The following is a 15780-nucleotide window of genomic DNA, read 5'->3' as shown; positions in this document are numbered from 1 at the left end:
CCTCATATTAAGTCTCGATTTAAACTAACAAATGACTTTAATGGCTAATCCACCTTGTGATGTTTCACGATATTTTACATTCATATCTTTACCTGTTTCATACATAGTTTCGATTACTTTATCCAATGTAACTCTAGGACTAGTGGTGCGACGGAGCGCCATACGGCTTGCATTAATTGCTTTTACAGCCGCGATAGCATTGCGTTCAATACAAGGTACTTGTACTTGCCCACCTACTGGATCACAAGTTAAACCAAGATTATGTTCCATAGCGATTTCAGCTGCAATACATACCTGTTCTGGACTTCCTCCTAGAATTTCGGTTAATCCAGCTGCAGCCATGGAGCATGCTACTCCTACCTCACCTTGGCAACCAACTTCTGCGCCTGAAATAGATGCATTCATTTTATAGAGAGAGCCTATGAAGCCACAAGTTAGTAAATAGCGCTCTGTAATTTCAGGTGTAATATCCGCAATAAATTTTTCATAATAAGCCAAGACCGCAGGGACAATGCCACAAGCACCATTAGTTGGCGCAGTAACTACTTGCCCGCCTGCCGCGTTTTCTTCATTCACTGCTAGAGCATACATATTAACCCAGTCAATAACACCCATTGGATCGTTAGATAAACTACTATTTGATTTTAGCATACGATATAAACCAGCTGCTCTACGTGGTACTTTTAATGGACCTGGTAGTAATCCTTCGGTTGTTAATCCACGTTCAATACAAGATTTCATGCTTTGCCAAATTTGTTGTAAATGGTGAGATAACGCTTCTTGACCATGTATAGCAATTTCATTTCTCATCACCGCACTAGAGAGAGTGAATCCGTTATCATCGCAATGTTTTAGCATATCAGCGGCATTATGATAGGGGAACGGAATTGAGTAGTCATGATTTTTAGGTTTATTAAAGCTTTCTTCATTCACAATAAAACCTCCCCCAATAGAGTAATAGGTCTGCTGGTATAGCATCGTATTGTATTGAGAAAATGCAGTAATACGCATGCCATTTTCATGCAAGGGTAGAAAAGTTTGGTGAAAGATTAAATCTTCATCCATATTAAATTGTACGACTTTTTGATTTTCGGCGATGGAGAGAAGTTCGGTTTGTTTGAGAGTAGAAATAAAAGTGGGAATTAAATTAGTATCAATATTATGAGGTAAATAACCTGCAAGCCCCATAATGATTGCAATATCTGTGTTATGCCCATGTCCAGTCATGGATAATGCTCCATAGACATCCACTTGAATTTTAGCAATTTGCTCCAATTGATTTCTATTGATTAAGTCATCAATAAATTGCTTACCAGCTTTCATTGGTCCTACGGTATGTGAGCTTGAGGGGCCGATGCCAATTTTAAATATATCAAAAACACTAATCATAACATACTATATTTTTATTAATTAAAAAAAGAGGGCGTGTATTCTACACGGATTTACAAATTTTAAAATAGTTTATAAATGATTGCTGAAATAGTAAACAATCCAAGAATTGTAATAAATACATTAGATAAATGACCTCGATAACGTTGCATAGCATTGATTTTACGTATTGCATACATCGGCATAATAAATAAGATTGTTGCAATTACAGGACCACCAAAAGATTCGATTAACCCTAATATACTAGGATTTAGAATGGTAACGCTCCATAGCGTGAGAAAGAAGAAAAGTGCGGTTAGATAATTTAATTTTTTGTGGCTTAGATGTTTATGCGGCATGATCTTTTGCATTAAGCCGATTAAGCCCTCTTTTGCCCCCAAATAATGCCCAAAGAAGGAACTTGTAATAGCAAGAAATGCGACTAGTGGACCTAAGTAGGAAATATAAGGGTTATGGAATTTGTTTGCGAGAAAAGATAGGATACTAATATTTTGGTTTTTAGCTTGACTAAGTTCAGTAGGTGTTAAACTTAATACACAGCTAAATACAAAAAACATAACAAAAATAAGTAATAGTGTTGAGGCCAACTTTAATGTATGGCTGGCATGTTTTTCTGTCGTGTCAGGATGATTGTATTGGCGTTGTTGAGATTGAGTAAAAGAAGAAATTGCTGGTGAATGATTAAAAGAAAACACTAATACAGGTAATGTAATCCATAGTGTACTGAGACACTGATTCAATGTTGGTAATTCAGTTATCGTCGCTATATTCCATTTCGGTATAAGATATATTGATAAAACAAACAGAATAAATACAAGTGGATAAACAAGAAACTCTGTAATTCTAAGCATAGTTTTCTCGCTCAGTAGCATGACTCCAATTAATGAGGCAATCAGCATAAGAGAAAGTAATGCTCGGTTAGGCGGCATAACAGCCATTTGGTGAACAAGAAAAGTATCTACTGTATTTGTAATACCGTTACCATAGATTAATAATATTGGGAAAATTGCTAAAAAATAGAGAAAAGTGATGAGTTTTCCTGCTGATTTACCAAAATATTCTTCTACAACCTCAGTTATATTACTTCCCTTCTTTGAGGAACAAAGGATGAAACGTGTCAGCCCTAAGTGCGCAAAGTAAGTCATAGGTCCAACAATAAGTGCTATGATAATAAGGGGCCAAAAGCCACTTTGACCAGCATTAATTGGGAGAAATAAGACTCCCGCGCCAACTGCTGTACCAAATAAATTGAGTGCCCAAAGGAGATTAAATTTGTTCCATTTTACATCAGACTTCTTTGTCATATACAACTCCATAGAAAATAGGAAAATAACCAGTAAGGACTTGTTAGTGAGTAGAGTGATATATAGTAAAGAGATTGAATAATAAATTCAAAAGGAGAGATGTGTTAAATGGAGAAAATATGATTTAGATCGTTTTTTTATATGCTGTTTGCTTAAAAAATAATAGATAAATAATGTAAAATTTAATTTAAACAGTATATTTCTCTATGGAATATGAGGTTGAATAGTGATTTATCATTTATTCAACCTTTAATTTTAAGCACATTTTGCTAAACCTAAAGTGCCATCATCAATAGCTTCCCTTTTGACACCAATAATTTCAGCAATTTTTTCCCCTTGTTTGAAGAAGACAAAACCACCATATTCCATTTTTGTCCAGGTTTCGTCTTTAGTCAGTGGGAAAGTCGTGATAATCGTGACAAGATCGCCTTCTTTAGCATAGTCATTGAAATCAATAATCCCATCATCATCAACACGTTGGGCTTTACCAAAGGGTGCTTTTCGAGTCAGGTAATGGAGATTTGTTGAACAATGTGCAATCATCCACTCGCCATTAGATAAGATAAAATTGAATGTACCACCTGTCGAAATAGTATGTGTGATTTGTTGTAACGCATCAAATAACTCATCTTCTGTAGGCTTGATTTTAAAACGAGTTTTTAACTCACTTACCATGTAACAAAAAGCCGCTTCAGAATCTGTACTACCAATAGGTTGGTATAATGAATTGTTTAAATCAAATTTTGTAGTTAAGTTACCATTATGTGCAAATACCCAGTTTTGTCCCCATAACTCACGGATAAAAGGATGTGTATTTTCAATATTAACTTCGCCTTGTGTAGCTTTACGAATATGGGCAATAACATTGAGTGATTTAATATGATATTGTTTAACGCAATCTGCGATAGGAGAAGAGTGTGCCGCATTATTATCGCGAAAAACACGTACTCCTTTCCCTTCAAAAAATGCGATGCCAAATCCATCAGAATGACAATCTGTTAAGCCTGCTCTACGACGAAACCCCTCAAAAGAAAAAACAATATCCGTGGGTGTATTACAATTCATTCCTAATAATTGACACATAAAAAAATATCTAAAATAACCTTATAATTTGCACAGATTTAACACTATAATCTAAAAATTTTCAATATAAAAAATAAAAAGAAATTAGATAAAAAAGTTATAAGCTATAGTGAACTAATTACAGATTTAAGTTGGTACATTCGCCGATTTTATTGCCTGTTTTAATTGAATAAATGTCACAATCATTTGCAAAAGTGATATTACCTTGAAATTGAGATTTAATTACTTGTTCTGTCTGTGTTTTGACCTGTTCCGTACGTCGCATTAAATGGCTAAGTACGAGATTTTTTATATTACTATTATGTGCGATTCGAGCAATTTCAGATGGACGCATATGAAGTTTTTGTGCCACATTGTCTTGACTTGTTTCGGGTATCGCATTGTGTGCAATAAACAAATCGGCATCTTTTGTAATCAGATCTAAAGTACGGCCTAGATTACTTGTATCACCTGAAAAAACAACTGAACAACCTGCTTTTTCAATCCGCCATGCAAGTGCAGGGAGTAACCCATGTTCAGTCCCCACTGCTTTAATATCAAATCCATCAATAGTCGTATGAAAAATGGTTGGTTGTTGCTTATTGGCATCGACCGAAGTAGGTATGATTTGATAGCTTTCCTCACCAGTTAGAAAGTCAGCAAGATAAGCATAGGCTCCTTTTTCACCTAATAGGCGACTGAGAAAATCCACTGTATCTGGAATAAATTCATTGCCAGTTGGACCGTAAATGAGGAGATCTTGTTTTCGTTCAGAAAAAAAAGACGATTTAATAAGTGTAGGTAGATCGTTAATATGATCAACATGAAAATGAGTGACTAAAATAGCTTGTAAATCCTCTATTTTTGCGTTGGTTTGCGCAAAACGTTGTAATGCGCCTGAACCAAGATCAATGATAAACTTTGCTTGACCATTTTCACGTAGTAAATAACTTGCTGAAGCTCGGGGCTGTAGTGGTTGGCTTGATCTGAAAAGTGCGATTTCAGGTCCACCTGAGCCTAAAATTACAACATCTAAATTCGAATTTGTGCAACTTATTCCTTGTGCATTAAAAGCACACACTAATAAGAAAAGTGAAATCGCTTTTTTCCAATAGTACATCATGTTGTTTCACCTAAATATAATTCATTTTTAATTGAGGAGAAATATTATACAAAACTTTTATGAGAAATGACCGCACTTCCATTGATATTTCAAACTTTGGAAAACAACAGTTTTGTTAAAGTGCGGTGAGTTTTTGAGAAGTTTATTTGGTCAAATAATCTAATACAACTTGGTGGTGATTTGAGGTTTTAAATTGAGTAAAAACTTGTTCTATTTTACCTTTTTCATCGATCAAAAAGCTGATGCGGTGAATACCATGATACGTTTTGCCTAAAAATGTCTTTTCTCCCCATACGCCAAATTGCTCTGCCACTTGATGATCTTGATCAGCAAGTAAAAGAAAATTAAGTGCCTTCTTATCAGTAAATTTAGCCAGTTTTTCAGGTGAGTCAGGGCTAATCCCTAAAATGACTACACCTAATTTTTCCAATTCTGTCTTACTATCACGTAAGCCGCAGGCTTGAGTATTACAACCTGGTGTAAGGGCCTTAGGATAGAAATAAATGAGCACTTTTTTACCAGCAAATTGTGCTAGAGAAATCGGCTCATTGTATTGATTTAAAAGCGTGAATTGTGGTGCAGAAGCTCCAATTTGTAAGATTTTCATCAAAATCTCCCTATGAAAAATAAGTTTAGATAAAAAATTTCAAAAATGACTTGCAAATTAAGACTATTTTAGCGATCTTAAACTGCAATTTACAAGCAAACTCAACAAAACAAACAATAGAATGAATATCATTCAAAATGAAAACTAGTTTCAAATTTATAAATATGCTCAGGAGGCGTTATGTCAGCAAATAATTATTTATTCTCAGGTAGCATTGTTGCAATTGTGACACCCATGGACAGCTCTGGTGAGATTGACTTTGTAGCACTGAAAAATTTAGTCGAGCATCATATTAATGCGGGTACTGATGCGATTGTTTCGGTGGGGACGACAGGTGAGGCGGCTACATTAAGTATTGATGAGAATGTCAAAACAATTTTAAAAACAGTTGAATTTGCCGATGGGCGTATTCCGATTATTGCAGGTGCGGGCGCGAACGCGACAAGTGAAGCAATCGTAATGACAAAACTCTTAAATGATAGTGGTGTCGCGGGCTGCCTGTCTGTCGTACCTTATTACAATAAGCCAACACAAGAAGGAATGTATCAACATTTTAAAGCAATTGCAGAATGTACAGATTTACCTCAAATCCTATATAACGTACCTGGACGTACTGGCAGCGATTTATTGCCTGAGACTGTAGGACGTTTATCACAAATTAAAAATATTGTTGGTATCAAAGAGGCAACAGGTGATTTAACTCGTGTTGCAAAGATTAAAGAACTTGCTGGAGAGGACTTTATTTTCTTAAGTGGTGATGATGCAACAGGTCTTGAATCAATGAAATTAGGTGGACAAGGTGTGATCTCTGTCACAAACAATGTTGCTGCAGCTGATATGGCAAAAATGTGTCATTTAGCATTAGCTGGTAAATTTGATGAGGCTGAAGTGATTAATCAACGTCTCATGGCGTTACATACAGATCTTTTTGTTGAATCTAATCCTATTCCTGTTAAATGGGCTGCATATCGTTTAGGCTTGATTGAAACACCAACCTTACGTTTGCCTTTAACTACATTAAGTGAATCTTTGCAACCTAAAGTTGAAAATGCATTGAAAATAGCGGGATTAATTTAATTCACCGATTAGTTTAGGGTCTGTATTATAAGACCCTAAACTTTTTTATCATTTCACTGTCAAAGTGCGGTAATTTAAAAATTAAAATGAAGGAAAAATTTTATGAAAAAGTGGTTATTCCCTTTTGCACTTATTACTACACTTGCAGCTTGTTCTGCAAGCAATGAAAGTAAACAACAAGCTAATGATACCTATCAAAATTCAGATGATGCACTACCTGCATTTATGCCTTTAGCTACTGGTGGTGTGAATTTACCGAAACAAGATACCACTTATCAACTTCCTCAGATTAAAGTAAAAAAAGCACAACACATTGATATCCGTCCACCTGAAAATCCATTAGCGATTATTCAAAACTCAATTGCTCAATTTGATGGTGAACGAGCACTTATTGCCTATCCTGAAGACAAACAACAAGTATATAGTCTAGTACAAGTTCAGCGTTTATTAAAAGAGCAAGGTATAGAGTATAAGTTAGATGGTAATAAAATTATAACGGATTGGACAACAACTGGGCGGAGTGATGATATTGGCAAAACACAAATTCGTTATGAAATCGAGCAAGTCAGCTCAGGTGGTTATAGTGCACTCTTTATATCCGTGTTACAAATGAAGCGTGATGATGTAATTTTTACTCCTAATATAGTAGATAAACAGCGTTATAGTTCAGATCGTTTAAATCAATTAGTCGGCGAATTAAATTCAGCCTATCAAAAACAAGTACAATCGTTGAGTAATACTAATTTAGCACCTATTCAATCGAGCTTTGCGACTGACAGTAACGGCCGAGAGGCTTTAGTGTTAGCGGCACCTTTTAATCAAGCTTGGGCAAAGCTAGGTCAAGTATTGCCACAGCTTGAATTTAGTATTAAAGATGAAGTAGCTGGTCGTGGTTCTCGAGAATTAAGATACAGTCCTGCAGGGGCGAAAAGTTGGTGGTGGCCATTTGGTAGTTCAGAAACAAGCACTGGTTTAGGTAAAGGGACTTATTTTATGCAGTTAAGTGCACTAGGAAAACAAAGTGCAGTCGTGATGACGGACGAAGATGGTAAAGCCCTTTCAGGTGCTCAAGCACAAGCAGTATATCAAGCTTTACAGAATGTCCTAGCGAGATAACAGCCAAAATGAGAATGCTCAATTTAAGCAATGAATGGTTTGTTCGCTTAAGTTATATTGTATTAATGGGAATTGGTTTTCCCATTATGCGCTATATGAGCATTCACTTTGATACACTAAATAACAACGCTGTCCGCTTTTTGTCAGGGGGCAGCGTTTTTATTTTAATCTGCATGTTAAAATTTAGAGCAGAGCTCAAACTTGTTTTACAAGACTATCGATATTTATTGAAATTATTGATATTAGCCTGTTTTATGACAGGGAATATGTATTTCTTTATTCATGGCATGAAACAGACTTCTGCTTTATCAGGAAGTGTTTTTGGTGTATTAGCCATGCCGTTATCAGTATTAATGGCAGCTATTTTTTATCCTGATGAACGACAGAAAGTGACTAATGTAAAGTTCTTATTTGGCAGCACTATTTTAATTATTGGCTCCTTACTTTTTGTCTTTTATGGTAAGCAAAGTGCGGTTGAGAATGACTTTATTTTAGGGGCGTTATTTCTCACGACAGCTATTTTTATTCAATCAATTCAAAATTTAGTGGTCAAAAATATTGCAGGCGGTTTAAATGTTATTATCATCAGTGCATTTACTGCGTTTTTGTCAGGCGTTATTTATTTAATTTGGGCATGGCAAAGTGAAGTGATTTTTAATTTAACTGATGTAAGTTTTGGTGCCTTAATTGGACTGAGCTTAGCGGGTGTCTATGGTATGATGACAGGGATGCTTATGTCATTTTTTATTATGAAAACACAAGGTATAGTCACTTTTAATATTATTCAACTACTTGTGCCACTTTCTACCGCAGCCGTTGGTTATATTACCCTAGATGAGGTAATCAGTTTATATCAAGGTGGAGGCGCATTATTAGTCATTTTAGGTTGTGTTTGTTGTCTAAGAGGTAAATTCAATTAGGCTGTTTTTTAGAATACGACTTAAAATAGTGTAACCTGTTGTTTAATCGCTTTTAAAATACAATAAATTGCCTTCGTAGTTTGCATTTTATTGTTTAATTTTATTCATCTAGAACACGTCGTTCTTTTAATATAGAGAAAGCAAATGAAAATTCAGCAAATGATTAAACAAAATCAATTGGGGTTGTTATTCCAACAAGGCTCATTTGGTTTAGAAAAAGAGAGTCAGCGTGTGTATGCTGATGGTTCTATCGTAACAACTGCACATCCAAGTTTGTTTGGTAATCGCTCTTATCATCCGTATATCCAGACAGATTTTGCTGAAAGTCAGCTAGAGCTAATTACCCCACCAAATAAAAAATTGGGAGATACGTATCGTTGGTTGTCTGCTATCCATGAAGTTGTGCAACGTTCATTACCTGATGATGAATATATTTTCCCACTCAGTATGCCTGCTGGGCTACCAGCAGAACAGCACATTCAAGTTGCACAATTGGATAACCCTGAAGATGTTGCCTATCGCGAATATTTAGTCAAAGTATATGGCAAAAATAAACAAATGGTCAGCGGTATTCATTACAATTTCCAGCTTTCACCTGAGTTGATTTCAACGTTATTTTCTTTACAGAATACTTATCAAAGTGCGGTCGATTTTCAGAATGATTTGTATCTGAAAATGGCGAAAAACTTTTTACGTTATCAATGGGTTTTATTATATCTATTCGCTGCGACACCCACTGTCGAGGAGAATTATTTTAGCGGTGTATCGCCCTTAAAAGCAGGTGAATATGTGCGTAGTTTACGCTCAAGTCGTTATGGTTATGTGAATGATCCTGAGATTAAAGTATCTTTTGATAGTGTCCAACAATATGTTGATACATTAGAGCATTGGGTCGCAAATGGTAAACTTATTGCAGAGAAAGAGTTTTATTCAAATGTCCGTTTGCGTGGTGCCAAAAAAGCGAGAGAATTATTGCAAAATGGCATTCAATATCTTGAATTTCGCTTGTTTGATCTGAATCCATTTGAAGCTTATGGTATTAGTTTGGCTGATGCAAAATTTATTCACTTATTTGCTTTATTAATGATTTGGTTGGAGGATACTGCAGATCAAGAGGCGGTCGAACTAGGGAAAGCACGTTTGGCAGAAGTTGCCTTTGAACATCCATTAGATAAAACAGCTTATGCTGAGGAAGGTGAGTTACTTTTATTAGAAATGCTTGCTATGCTTGAGCAAATTGGTGCACCAAGCGAGTTGAATTCCATTGTGAAAGAAAAACTGAGTCAGTTTGCAGATCCTACACAAACGATTGGTGGACGTTTGTTCTATGCGATTGAACAAGCAGGGGGATATCAGCAATTAGGTGCACAACTCGCACAACAATATAAAGCACAAGCCTTTGAACGTTTTTATGCGTTATCTGCTTTTGATAATATGGAATTGTCAACTCAAGCCTTACTATTTGATTTAATTCAAAAAGGTATTCAAACTGAAATTTTAGACGAACATGATCAGTTTTTATGTTTAAAACATGGTGAACATATTGAATATGTGAAAAATGGCAACATGACTTCACATGACAGTTATATTTCACCTTTGATTATGGAAAACAAAGTGGTGACAAAAAAAGTGCTACAGAAAGCAGGTTTTAATGTGCCACAAAGTCGAGAGTTTACATCTGTTGAACAGGCAGTTGCGAACTATGCATTATTTGAGCATCGAGCAGTCGTGATTAAACCTAAGTCGACAAATTATGGGCTAGGCATTACCATTTTCCAGCAAGGGGTACAAAACCGAGAGGATTTTACCAAAGCAGTCGAAATTGCCTTCCGTGAAGATAAAGAAATTATGGTCGAAGACTATTTGGTTGGCACAGAATATCGTTTCTTTGTGTTAGGTAATGAAACATTAGCCGTATTATTGCGTGTGCCTGCGAATGTGATTGGTGATGGCGAACATACCGTAGCTGAATTAGTCGCAATGAAAAATGAGCATCCATTACGTGGAGATGGCAGTCGAACACCATTGAAGAAAATTGCACTAGGCGAAATTGAGCAATTGCAGCTAAAAGAGCAAGGTTTAACAATCGATGCAATCCCTATGGAGGGGCAACGAGTACAACTACGTGCTAATTCAAATATCAGTACAGGAGGCGATTCTATTGATATGACTGATCAGATGCATGACAGTTATAAACAGATTGCAGTTGGGATTACACAAGCAATGGGCGCAGCAGTATGTGGTGTAGATTTAATTATTCCTGATTTAAATCAACCAGCACAACAGAACTTATCTTCTTGGGGGGTGATTGAAGCAAACTTTAATCCAATGATGATGATGCACATTTTCCCTTATGCAGGTAAATCTCGTCGTTTAACCCAACAAGTGATTAAAATGTTATTTCCAGAGCTTCAATAAGAAATATCATCACTAAAAAGCAGACAATATTGTCTGCTTTTTAATTGGTATTTTTTAACTGAAGAGAGATCAGTTAAATCTGATATTTTGTTTTATCACCGATATCAAAGTATAAAGGCATTTGCCATTTTCTGATGGCTAAAATCAAAAATAGGATAGCAATAATCACCGACATCACTTGTATGGCGAAGTTATTATTAAGTGGGATAATACACCAAAATAATGCAACAAAAAATGGCTGAATATTCAGAAACAGAATACGAAAGCAAAAGTATTCTTTGTAACATAATCCGCCCAATGTAAGCAGTGCACCACCTAAGGCGATATGTTCAAATCCGATTAGCTGACATAACAGCGCGACCCAAGTTGCCATCTGCAAAATTAGCCTAAAAGATTTCAGATAAATATGCAAACTTGAGGCACAACAAACTGCTGCTATTAAAAGCCCAATATGTGCGACTTGTGGATGGTAAGGGTATATAAGTGTCATGATACCTGCTAAAACGAAGCCTGAGCGATATAAAATAACTGTGATGTAATCCCAAATATCCATAGGGGATTGAATGTGTGGATCTGCCATGTTTTATTCCTTTCCTGTTAAAAATTGAATTTGTCCTTGTTCATTTACAGATAAAATGGACGCTGTTTCTCCCCAGTCACCTAAGACAATACGCGTAAAGTGCGGTGGGATTTGGTGAATATTTTGTCGATGTGTATGCCCATGAATGATCGTGTTCACATTGAATTGTTGAAATGTCTTTAAGACAAAATCAGCATTCACATCCATAATTTCAGTTGCTTTATAGCGTTTATCCATCTGACTTTTCGCACGGATTTTTTCCGCAATTTTTAAGCGTAGGGTTAATGGTAAGCATAAAAATAACGTTTGCAGCCATTTTTGATGTACTTTTTTACGGTAACGTTGATAGGCTATATCATCAATACAAAGCGTATCGCCATGGCAAAGTAAGATTTTTTGACCATATAAATCAATAAGTTGGTAAGTGGGTAAAAGCGTTAGACCACAATCTTGGGCAAACCGTTGACCAATTAAAAAATCACGATTGCCATGTTGAAAATAACATTTCACACCTTGTTGAGTTAAGCATTTAATCTGCACTTTGACCTTGTTGATCAGAGGTGAACTTTCATCATCACCAATCCAAAAATCAAATAAATCGCCTAAAATATAAAGAGATTCTGCATATGGTGCTTGATTCTGCATAAAATCACAAAAAAGTTTAGTTAAGTGCGGTCTGTTTTCGCTCAGATGTAAATCTGCAATAAAATAGGTTTTTCTCATTAGTTTTCTACACGATTTTTTGTGTAGAGTAACACATTTTTTATGTTGATTTGTACACATATTCCAGCAATTTCGCTATACTTAGCCAAATTTTTAAAGGAATAGACTTATGTTAAAATTACTTCGTGCCACTGTTGTCATTTTTTGTTGTATTTTAATTTGTATCTTCGGTTCAATTTATTCTTTCATCCGTTTTAAAAATCCAAGTAATGTCGGTATTATGGCTCGCTGGTTTGGGCGTCTTCACCCATTATTCGGCTTAAAAGTTGAACATCGCTTTCCAGACAATGCAGAAAAAATCGGACGTTGTATTTATATTGGTAACCACCAAAATAATTATGATATGGTGACAATTTCGTATATGGTGATGCCACGTACAGTCAGCGTAGGTAAAAAAAGTTTAATCTGGGTTCCTTTTTTTGGTTTATTGTACTGGGTAACGGGCAATATTTTAATTGAACGTGAAAATCGAACGAAAGCACATGGTACCATGAATGAAGTGGCTCGCCGCATTAATGATGATAATTTATCTGTGTGGATGTTTCCTGAAGGAACACGTAGTCGTGGGCGTGGCTTGTTACCGTTTAAAACCGGTGCATTCCATGCGGCTATCGCTGCGGGAGTACCTATTGTGCCAGTTGTCTGTTCAACGACACATAATAAAATCGACTTAAACCGTTGGGACAATGGTAAAGTGATTTGTGAAATGTTAGCACCCATTGATATTTCTGGTTATGATAAAGATAATGTGCGTGAGTTAGCCGCATACTGTCATGAGTTAATGGCAAAACGCATTGCTGAGCTTGATGCAGAAATTGCCCAACAGAGCTAATTTATTATGCCAGCACTTTCTCGCCGTCAGTTTTTCAAAAAAAGTTTTATTGCGACCGCACTTTCTACTTTGCCGCTCTCGCTTTGGGCAGCGACTCGCCAACCTTTATTTATCCCCCCTTTAATGGAAACTCGGCGTGGACGACCGATTTTTTTGACAATGCAAGCTGTTGACCATGCCTTAGAGTCTGGTAAAAATGTTGAGGTTTGGGGATTTAATGGTCAATACTTAGGACCGACAGTTAAAATTCGTCAGGGTGATTTTGCGAAAGTCAATTACCGTAACAATTTGTCACAAGCAGTTGCACTCAATATTCAAGGTATACAAGCGTCAGGTGAGTTACTTGGTGGAGTTGGACGTGTTTTACAGCCTAAAGAAACATGGTCACCGATAATTCCTGTCACTCAATCTGCGGCAACATGTTGGTATCATTCAGTCACTTTAGCGAATTCAGCTTACCAAACTTATCGTGGGTTAGTTGGGATGTGGATCATTGAAGATAACGAAAGTCGTCAGTCTCCGTTACCGCAAAAATACGGCGTAAATGATATCCCTCTGATTTTGCAAGATATGCGATTGAATAGTAATGGATTACAGTTATTTCAACAAAATGATCATAGCTTTTTAGGTAATCGCTTATTTGTAAATGGACAAGAAGCACCTTATTTAACTGTGCCTCGAGGTTGGGTTCGTTTGCGTTTAGTGAATGCTTCGCTTTCACGTAGCTACGAATTACGCTGTGATGATGAGCGTGATCTGCATTTAATTGCACAAGACCAAGGTTTCTTACCACAAGCTAAACAACTCAAATCCATTTTGTTGGCACCAAGTGAACGTATTGAGATTTTAATTGATTTAAATGAGGGCGATAATGTGAGTCTCATTGCGGGTGAAAAACGGCATTTTATGCATAAATTTACCGCACTTTTTGCCAGTGATGATGAATTAATTGAAAATACGGTATTAGAATTACGCCCTGAAGGACTGGCTTCTGTATTTTCTCAGCAAACTGTCACTCAGTTTAATACTGATGCTGTGACACATTTATCTGCTCAAATTGTTCAAGAACGTCATTTTCACTTCGATGTGACTACTGGCACAATAAATGATAAACACTTTGATCCAAGGCGTGTCACTACTGCTAAATTAGGCAGCACAGAACGTTGGATTTTAACCGCAACTCAACCAATGGGGTTTCGTATTCAAGGGGCTAAGTTTGTATTAGAAAAACTTGATGATAAGCCATTGGAGTTAAATGAAATCGCATGGAAAGACAGTATTTGGATTGCAGGTAAAGTACAACTCTTAGTTAAATTCGATAATGTGTCTTCAAATAATCATCCATTTATTTTTGGCTCTTCCAACTTAATGTTAGCAGATAAAGGTTGTATACGCTTATTAGTCGTACAATAGATTTGATAAAAAAGAAAACCGTTTTAAGTCAGTTTAAAACGGTTTTTTCATTTTAACTAAGTTTAAGTTAGTTCAGCTTAGTCTTGTAAAGGTCCACTGTTAAACATAGGCAGTCCCATCACTTTTAAACTATCGCGATAAATCCCAAGCAAATCTTTAGTTGAGATGTTTTGTAGTTCTTCTAATGGTTTATCTAATGAAGCAACAGTTGTCATTGTGAGCTGTTGAGGGCCAGATTCCCACAAGGCAATTTCAAATAGTGCTTGCCCACGACGCACATGGCTACCTGAACTGATTAACACCGCTTGTTTAATGTTGTGTTTGGCCAAAGCATAGCGAGAGAATAAGGCGTTTTCGACCGTTGATCTCGCATAGTCATCGGCATAAATTCGGTTTGCATTAACTCCTTTCTCAATCAGCCATTGCTTCATTAATTTACCTTCTGTTTGGTTATTTTTTGGCACTCCACCAGTCACAATAATTAACGCATGAGGATTTTGATTGGCAATTTCTAGTGTTTTTTCAAGGCGCTCAACTAGAATTTTATTCATACTACCATCTAATTCGAGTGCATAACCTAAAGTAATAATTGCAGAGTTGTCAGGTAGTTTCTCTTTTAAATGATCGGTGATTGGTGCAGAAGCAACTTTATCAATGGTTTTAAATACTTTTTCTAATAACGCATATTTTTCAGGTGCTAGTTGTTTAAGTTTATTTGCATAACTTGTGTATTTCTCTTGATTTCCTTTAAAGCGATTCCAAGCAGTTAAATAAATATGTGCTTTAACATCTTCTGGCGCAACTGTTAAAACTTTCTCATATAATTCAATGGCCTTGTCAACATTACCATTGTAAATATTTGAATTAGCCGCACCAAATAAGAAATCTACTCGATAAGGCTCTAATTCATAAGCTTGTAATAATAAATCCGCAATACGCTCCATATTACTTGGTAATTTTGCGGTAAAACCTGCGTTAGACACTCGAGCAGGAGAGTTTTGGATTTTTACCGCTTGTTCCAAGAGCTCATCGACAACTTGGCGTTGAGTAAGAAGTTGCTGATAGTCTAACTGAGGTTGTAACGTTTGTACTTCAGTTGCACTGATCGCAGAATTGGCGATTACAGCAGAGAGTGTTGTAACCAAGAAAAGCTTAAGTGATTTTTTCATAACGTTCTCCTAATTGAGTTAAAGACATAAAAGATCATGTTAAACAA

Annotated in this window: 14 protein-coding genes; 6 read left to right on the top strand and 8 right to left on the bottom strand. The window is 36.2% G+C overall.

All coding sequences use genetic code 11. The features are described 5' to 3' along the window. Positions 1-24: 24 nt before the first annotated feature. The 5 genes from K7G93_RS06055 to bcp form a co-directional block, all read right to left on the bottom strand. Positions 25-1389 carry an L-serine ammonia-lyase gene (locus K7G93_RS06055; protein ID WP_115323031.1) on the bottom strand — a complete coding sequence of 455 codons (1365 nt, stop codon included), beginning with the start codon at positions 1387-1389 and terminating at the stop codon, positions 25-27. A 62-nt stretch (positions 1390-1451) separates the two neighbouring features. Continuing rightward, positions 1452-2693, bottom strand: a complete 1242-nt coding sequence (locus tag K7G93_RS06050) for a serine/threonine transporter (RefSeq protein WP_191134499.1) — start codon at positions 2691-2693, stop codon at positions 1452-1454. A gap of 255 nt (positions 2694-2948) precedes the next feature. Beyond that, positions 2949-3776, bottom strand: a complete 828-nt coding sequence (locus tag K7G93_RS06045; protein ID WP_049216233.1) for a class II glutamine amidotransferase — start codon at positions 3774-3776, stop codon at positions 2949-2951. 118 nt (positions 3777-3894) lie between these two features. After that, positions 3895-4878 carry an MBL fold metallo-hydrolase gene (locus K7G93_RS06040; RefSeq protein ID WP_226690718.1) on the bottom strand — a complete coding sequence of 328 codons (984 nt, stop codon included), beginning with the start codon at positions 4876-4878 and terminating at the stop codon, positions 3895-3897. Between the two features lie 142 nt (positions 4879-5020). After that, entirely contained in the window at positions 5021-5485 is a 465-nt protein-coding gene (bcp, locus tag K7G93_RS06035; RefSeq protein WP_049216231.1) for a thioredoxin-dependent thiol peroxidase, read from the bottom strand. 180 nt (positions 5486-5665) lie between these two features. Between bcp and dapA the strand changes: the two genes are divergently transcribed. The 4 genes from dapA (at position 5666) to gshAB (ending at position 11016) form a co-directional block, all read left to right on the top strand. After that, on the top strand, positions 5666-6562 hold the full coding sequence (gene dapA, locus K7G93_RS06030; RefSeq protein ID WP_224045610.1) for a 4-hydroxy-tetrahydrodipicolinate synthase: 897 nt from the start codon (positions 5666-5668) through the stop codon (positions 6560-6562). Between the two features lie 102 nt (positions 6563-6664). Then, the gene (gene bamC, locus K7G93_RS06025; protein ID WP_226690719.1) at positions 6665-7678 is read left to right on the top strand and encodes an NlpB/DapX family lipoprotein; all 1014 of its coding nucleotides are present in this window, start codon (positions 6665-6667) and stop codon (positions 7676-7678) included. An 8-nt stretch (positions 7679-7686) separates the two neighbouring features. Then, positions 7687-8598, top strand: a complete 912-nt coding sequence (locus tag K7G93_RS06020; protein WP_226690720.1) for a DMT family transporter — start codon at positions 7687-7689, stop codon at positions 8596-8598. Positions 8599-8742: 144 nt separating this feature from the next. Beyond that, positions 8743-11016, top strand: a complete 2274-nt coding sequence (gshAB, locus tag K7G93_RS06015) for a bifunctional glutamate--cysteine ligase GshA/glutathione synthetase GshB (protein WP_226690721.1) — start codon at positions 8743-8745, stop codon at positions 11014-11016. A 73-nt stretch (positions 11017-11089) separates the two neighbouring features. Here the strand turns inward: gshAB and K7G93_RS06010 are convergent, their stop codons facing one another. Beyond that, entirely contained in the window at positions 11090-11596 is a 507-nt protein-coding gene (locus K7G93_RS06010; RefSeq protein ID WP_115323024.1) for a DUF2301 domain-containing membrane protein, read from the bottom strand. Between the two features lie 3 nt (positions 11597-11599). Continuing rightward, on the bottom strand, positions 11600-12319 hold the full coding sequence (lpxH, locus tag K7G93_RS06005; RefSeq protein WP_191134494.1) for a UDP-2,3-diacylglucosamine diphosphatase: 720 nt from the start codon (positions 12317-12319) through the stop codon (positions 11600-11602). 109 nt (positions 12320-12428) lie between these two features. Here lpxH and K7G93_RS06000 point away from each other — a divergent pair, with 109 nt between their 5' ends. Together K7G93_RS06000 and K7G93_RS05995 are read left to right on the top strand one after the other, a co-directional pair. Then, complete coding sequence (locus tag K7G93_RS06000; RefSeq protein ID WP_049216224.1) at positions 12429-13151, top strand: 1-acylglycerol-3-phosphate O-acyltransferase; 723 nt, start codon at positions 12429-12431, stop codon at positions 13149-13151. A gap of 6 nt (positions 13152-13157) precedes the next feature. After that, positions 13158-14564: a multicopper oxidase domain-containing protein gene (locus tag K7G93_RS05995; protein ID WP_226690722.1), complete on the top strand. Its 1407-nt coding sequence runs from the start codon at positions 13158-13160 to the stop codon at positions 14562-14564. Between the two features lie 77 nt (positions 14565-14641). Here K7G93_RS05995 and K7G93_RS05990 read toward each other — a convergent pair whose 3' ends face one another. Continuing rightward, the gene (locus K7G93_RS05990) at positions 14642-15733 is read right to left on the bottom strand and encodes a YdcF family protein (RefSeq protein ID WP_226690723.1); all 1092 of its coding nucleotides are present in this window, start codon (positions 15731-15733) and stop codon (positions 14642-14644) included. Positions 15734-15780: the final 47 nt, after the last annotated feature.

Source organism: Pasteurella canis (assembly GCF_020810675.1).
Classification (GTDB): domain Bacteria; phylum Pseudomonadota; class Gammaproteobacteria; order Enterobacterales; family Pasteurellaceae; genus Pasteurella; species Pasteurella canis.
The sequence above is the reverse complement of the archived record's forward strand: the minus strand, read 5'-3'. Positions and strand labels throughout refer to the sequence as shown.

Excerpts from the sequence above, each read along its gene's own strand:
- K7G93_RS05995 (WP_226690722.1), top strand. The coding sequence starts at position 13,158 with ATGCCAGCACTTTCTCGCCGTCAGTTTTTCAAAAAAAGTTTTATTGCG.
- dapA (WP_224045610.1), top strand. The coding sequence starts at position 5,666 with ATGTCAGCAAATAATTATTTATTCTCAGGTAGCATTGTTGCAATTGTG.
- K7G93_RS06040 (WP_226690718.1), bottom strand. The coding sequence starts at position 4,878 with ATGATGTACTATTGGAAAAAAGCGATTTCACTTTTCTTATTAGTGTGT.
- bcp (WP_049216231.1), bottom strand. The coding sequence starts at position 5,485 with ATGAAAATCTTACAAATTGGAGCTTCTGCACCACAATTCACGCTTTTA.
- gshAB (WP_226690721.1), top strand. The coding sequence starts at position 8,743 with ATGAAAATTCAGCAAATGATTAAACAAAATCAATTGGGGTTGTTATTC.
- bamC (WP_226690719.1), top strand. The coding sequence starts at position 6,665 with ATGAAAAAGTGGTTATTCCCTTTTGCACTTATTACTACACTTGCAGCT.
- K7G93_RS06010 (WP_115323024.1), bottom strand. The coding sequence starts at position 11,596 with ATGGCAGATCCACACATTCAATCCCCTATGGATATTTGGGATTACATC.
- K7G93_RS06055 (WP_115323031.1), bottom strand. The coding sequence starts at position 1,389 with ATGATTAGTGTTTTTGATATATTTAAAATTGGCATCGGCCCCTCAAGC.
- lpxH (WP_191134494.1), bottom strand. The coding sequence starts at position 12,319 with ATGAGAAAAACCTATTTTATTGCAGATTTACATCTGAGCGAAAACAGA.
- K7G93_RS06050 (WP_191134499.1), bottom strand. The coding sequence starts at position 2,693 with ATGACAAAGAAGTCTGATGTAAAATGGAACAAATTTAATCTCCTTTGG.
- K7G93_RS06020 (WP_226690720.1), top strand. The coding sequence starts at position 7,687 with ATGAGAATGCTCAATTTAAGCAATGAATGGTTTGTTCGCTTAAGTTAT.
- K7G93_RS06045 (WP_049216233.1), bottom strand. The coding sequence starts at position 3,776 with ATGTGTCAATTATTAGGAATGAATTGTAATACACCCACGGATATTGTT.
- K7G93_RS06000 (WP_049216224.1), top strand. The coding sequence starts at position 12,429 with ATGTTAAAATTACTTCGTGCCACTGTTGTCATTTTTTGTTGTATTTTA.
- K7G93_RS05990 (WP_226690723.1), bottom strand. The coding sequence starts at position 15,733 with ATGAAAAAATCACTTAAGCTTTTCTTGGTTACAACACTCTCTGCTGTA.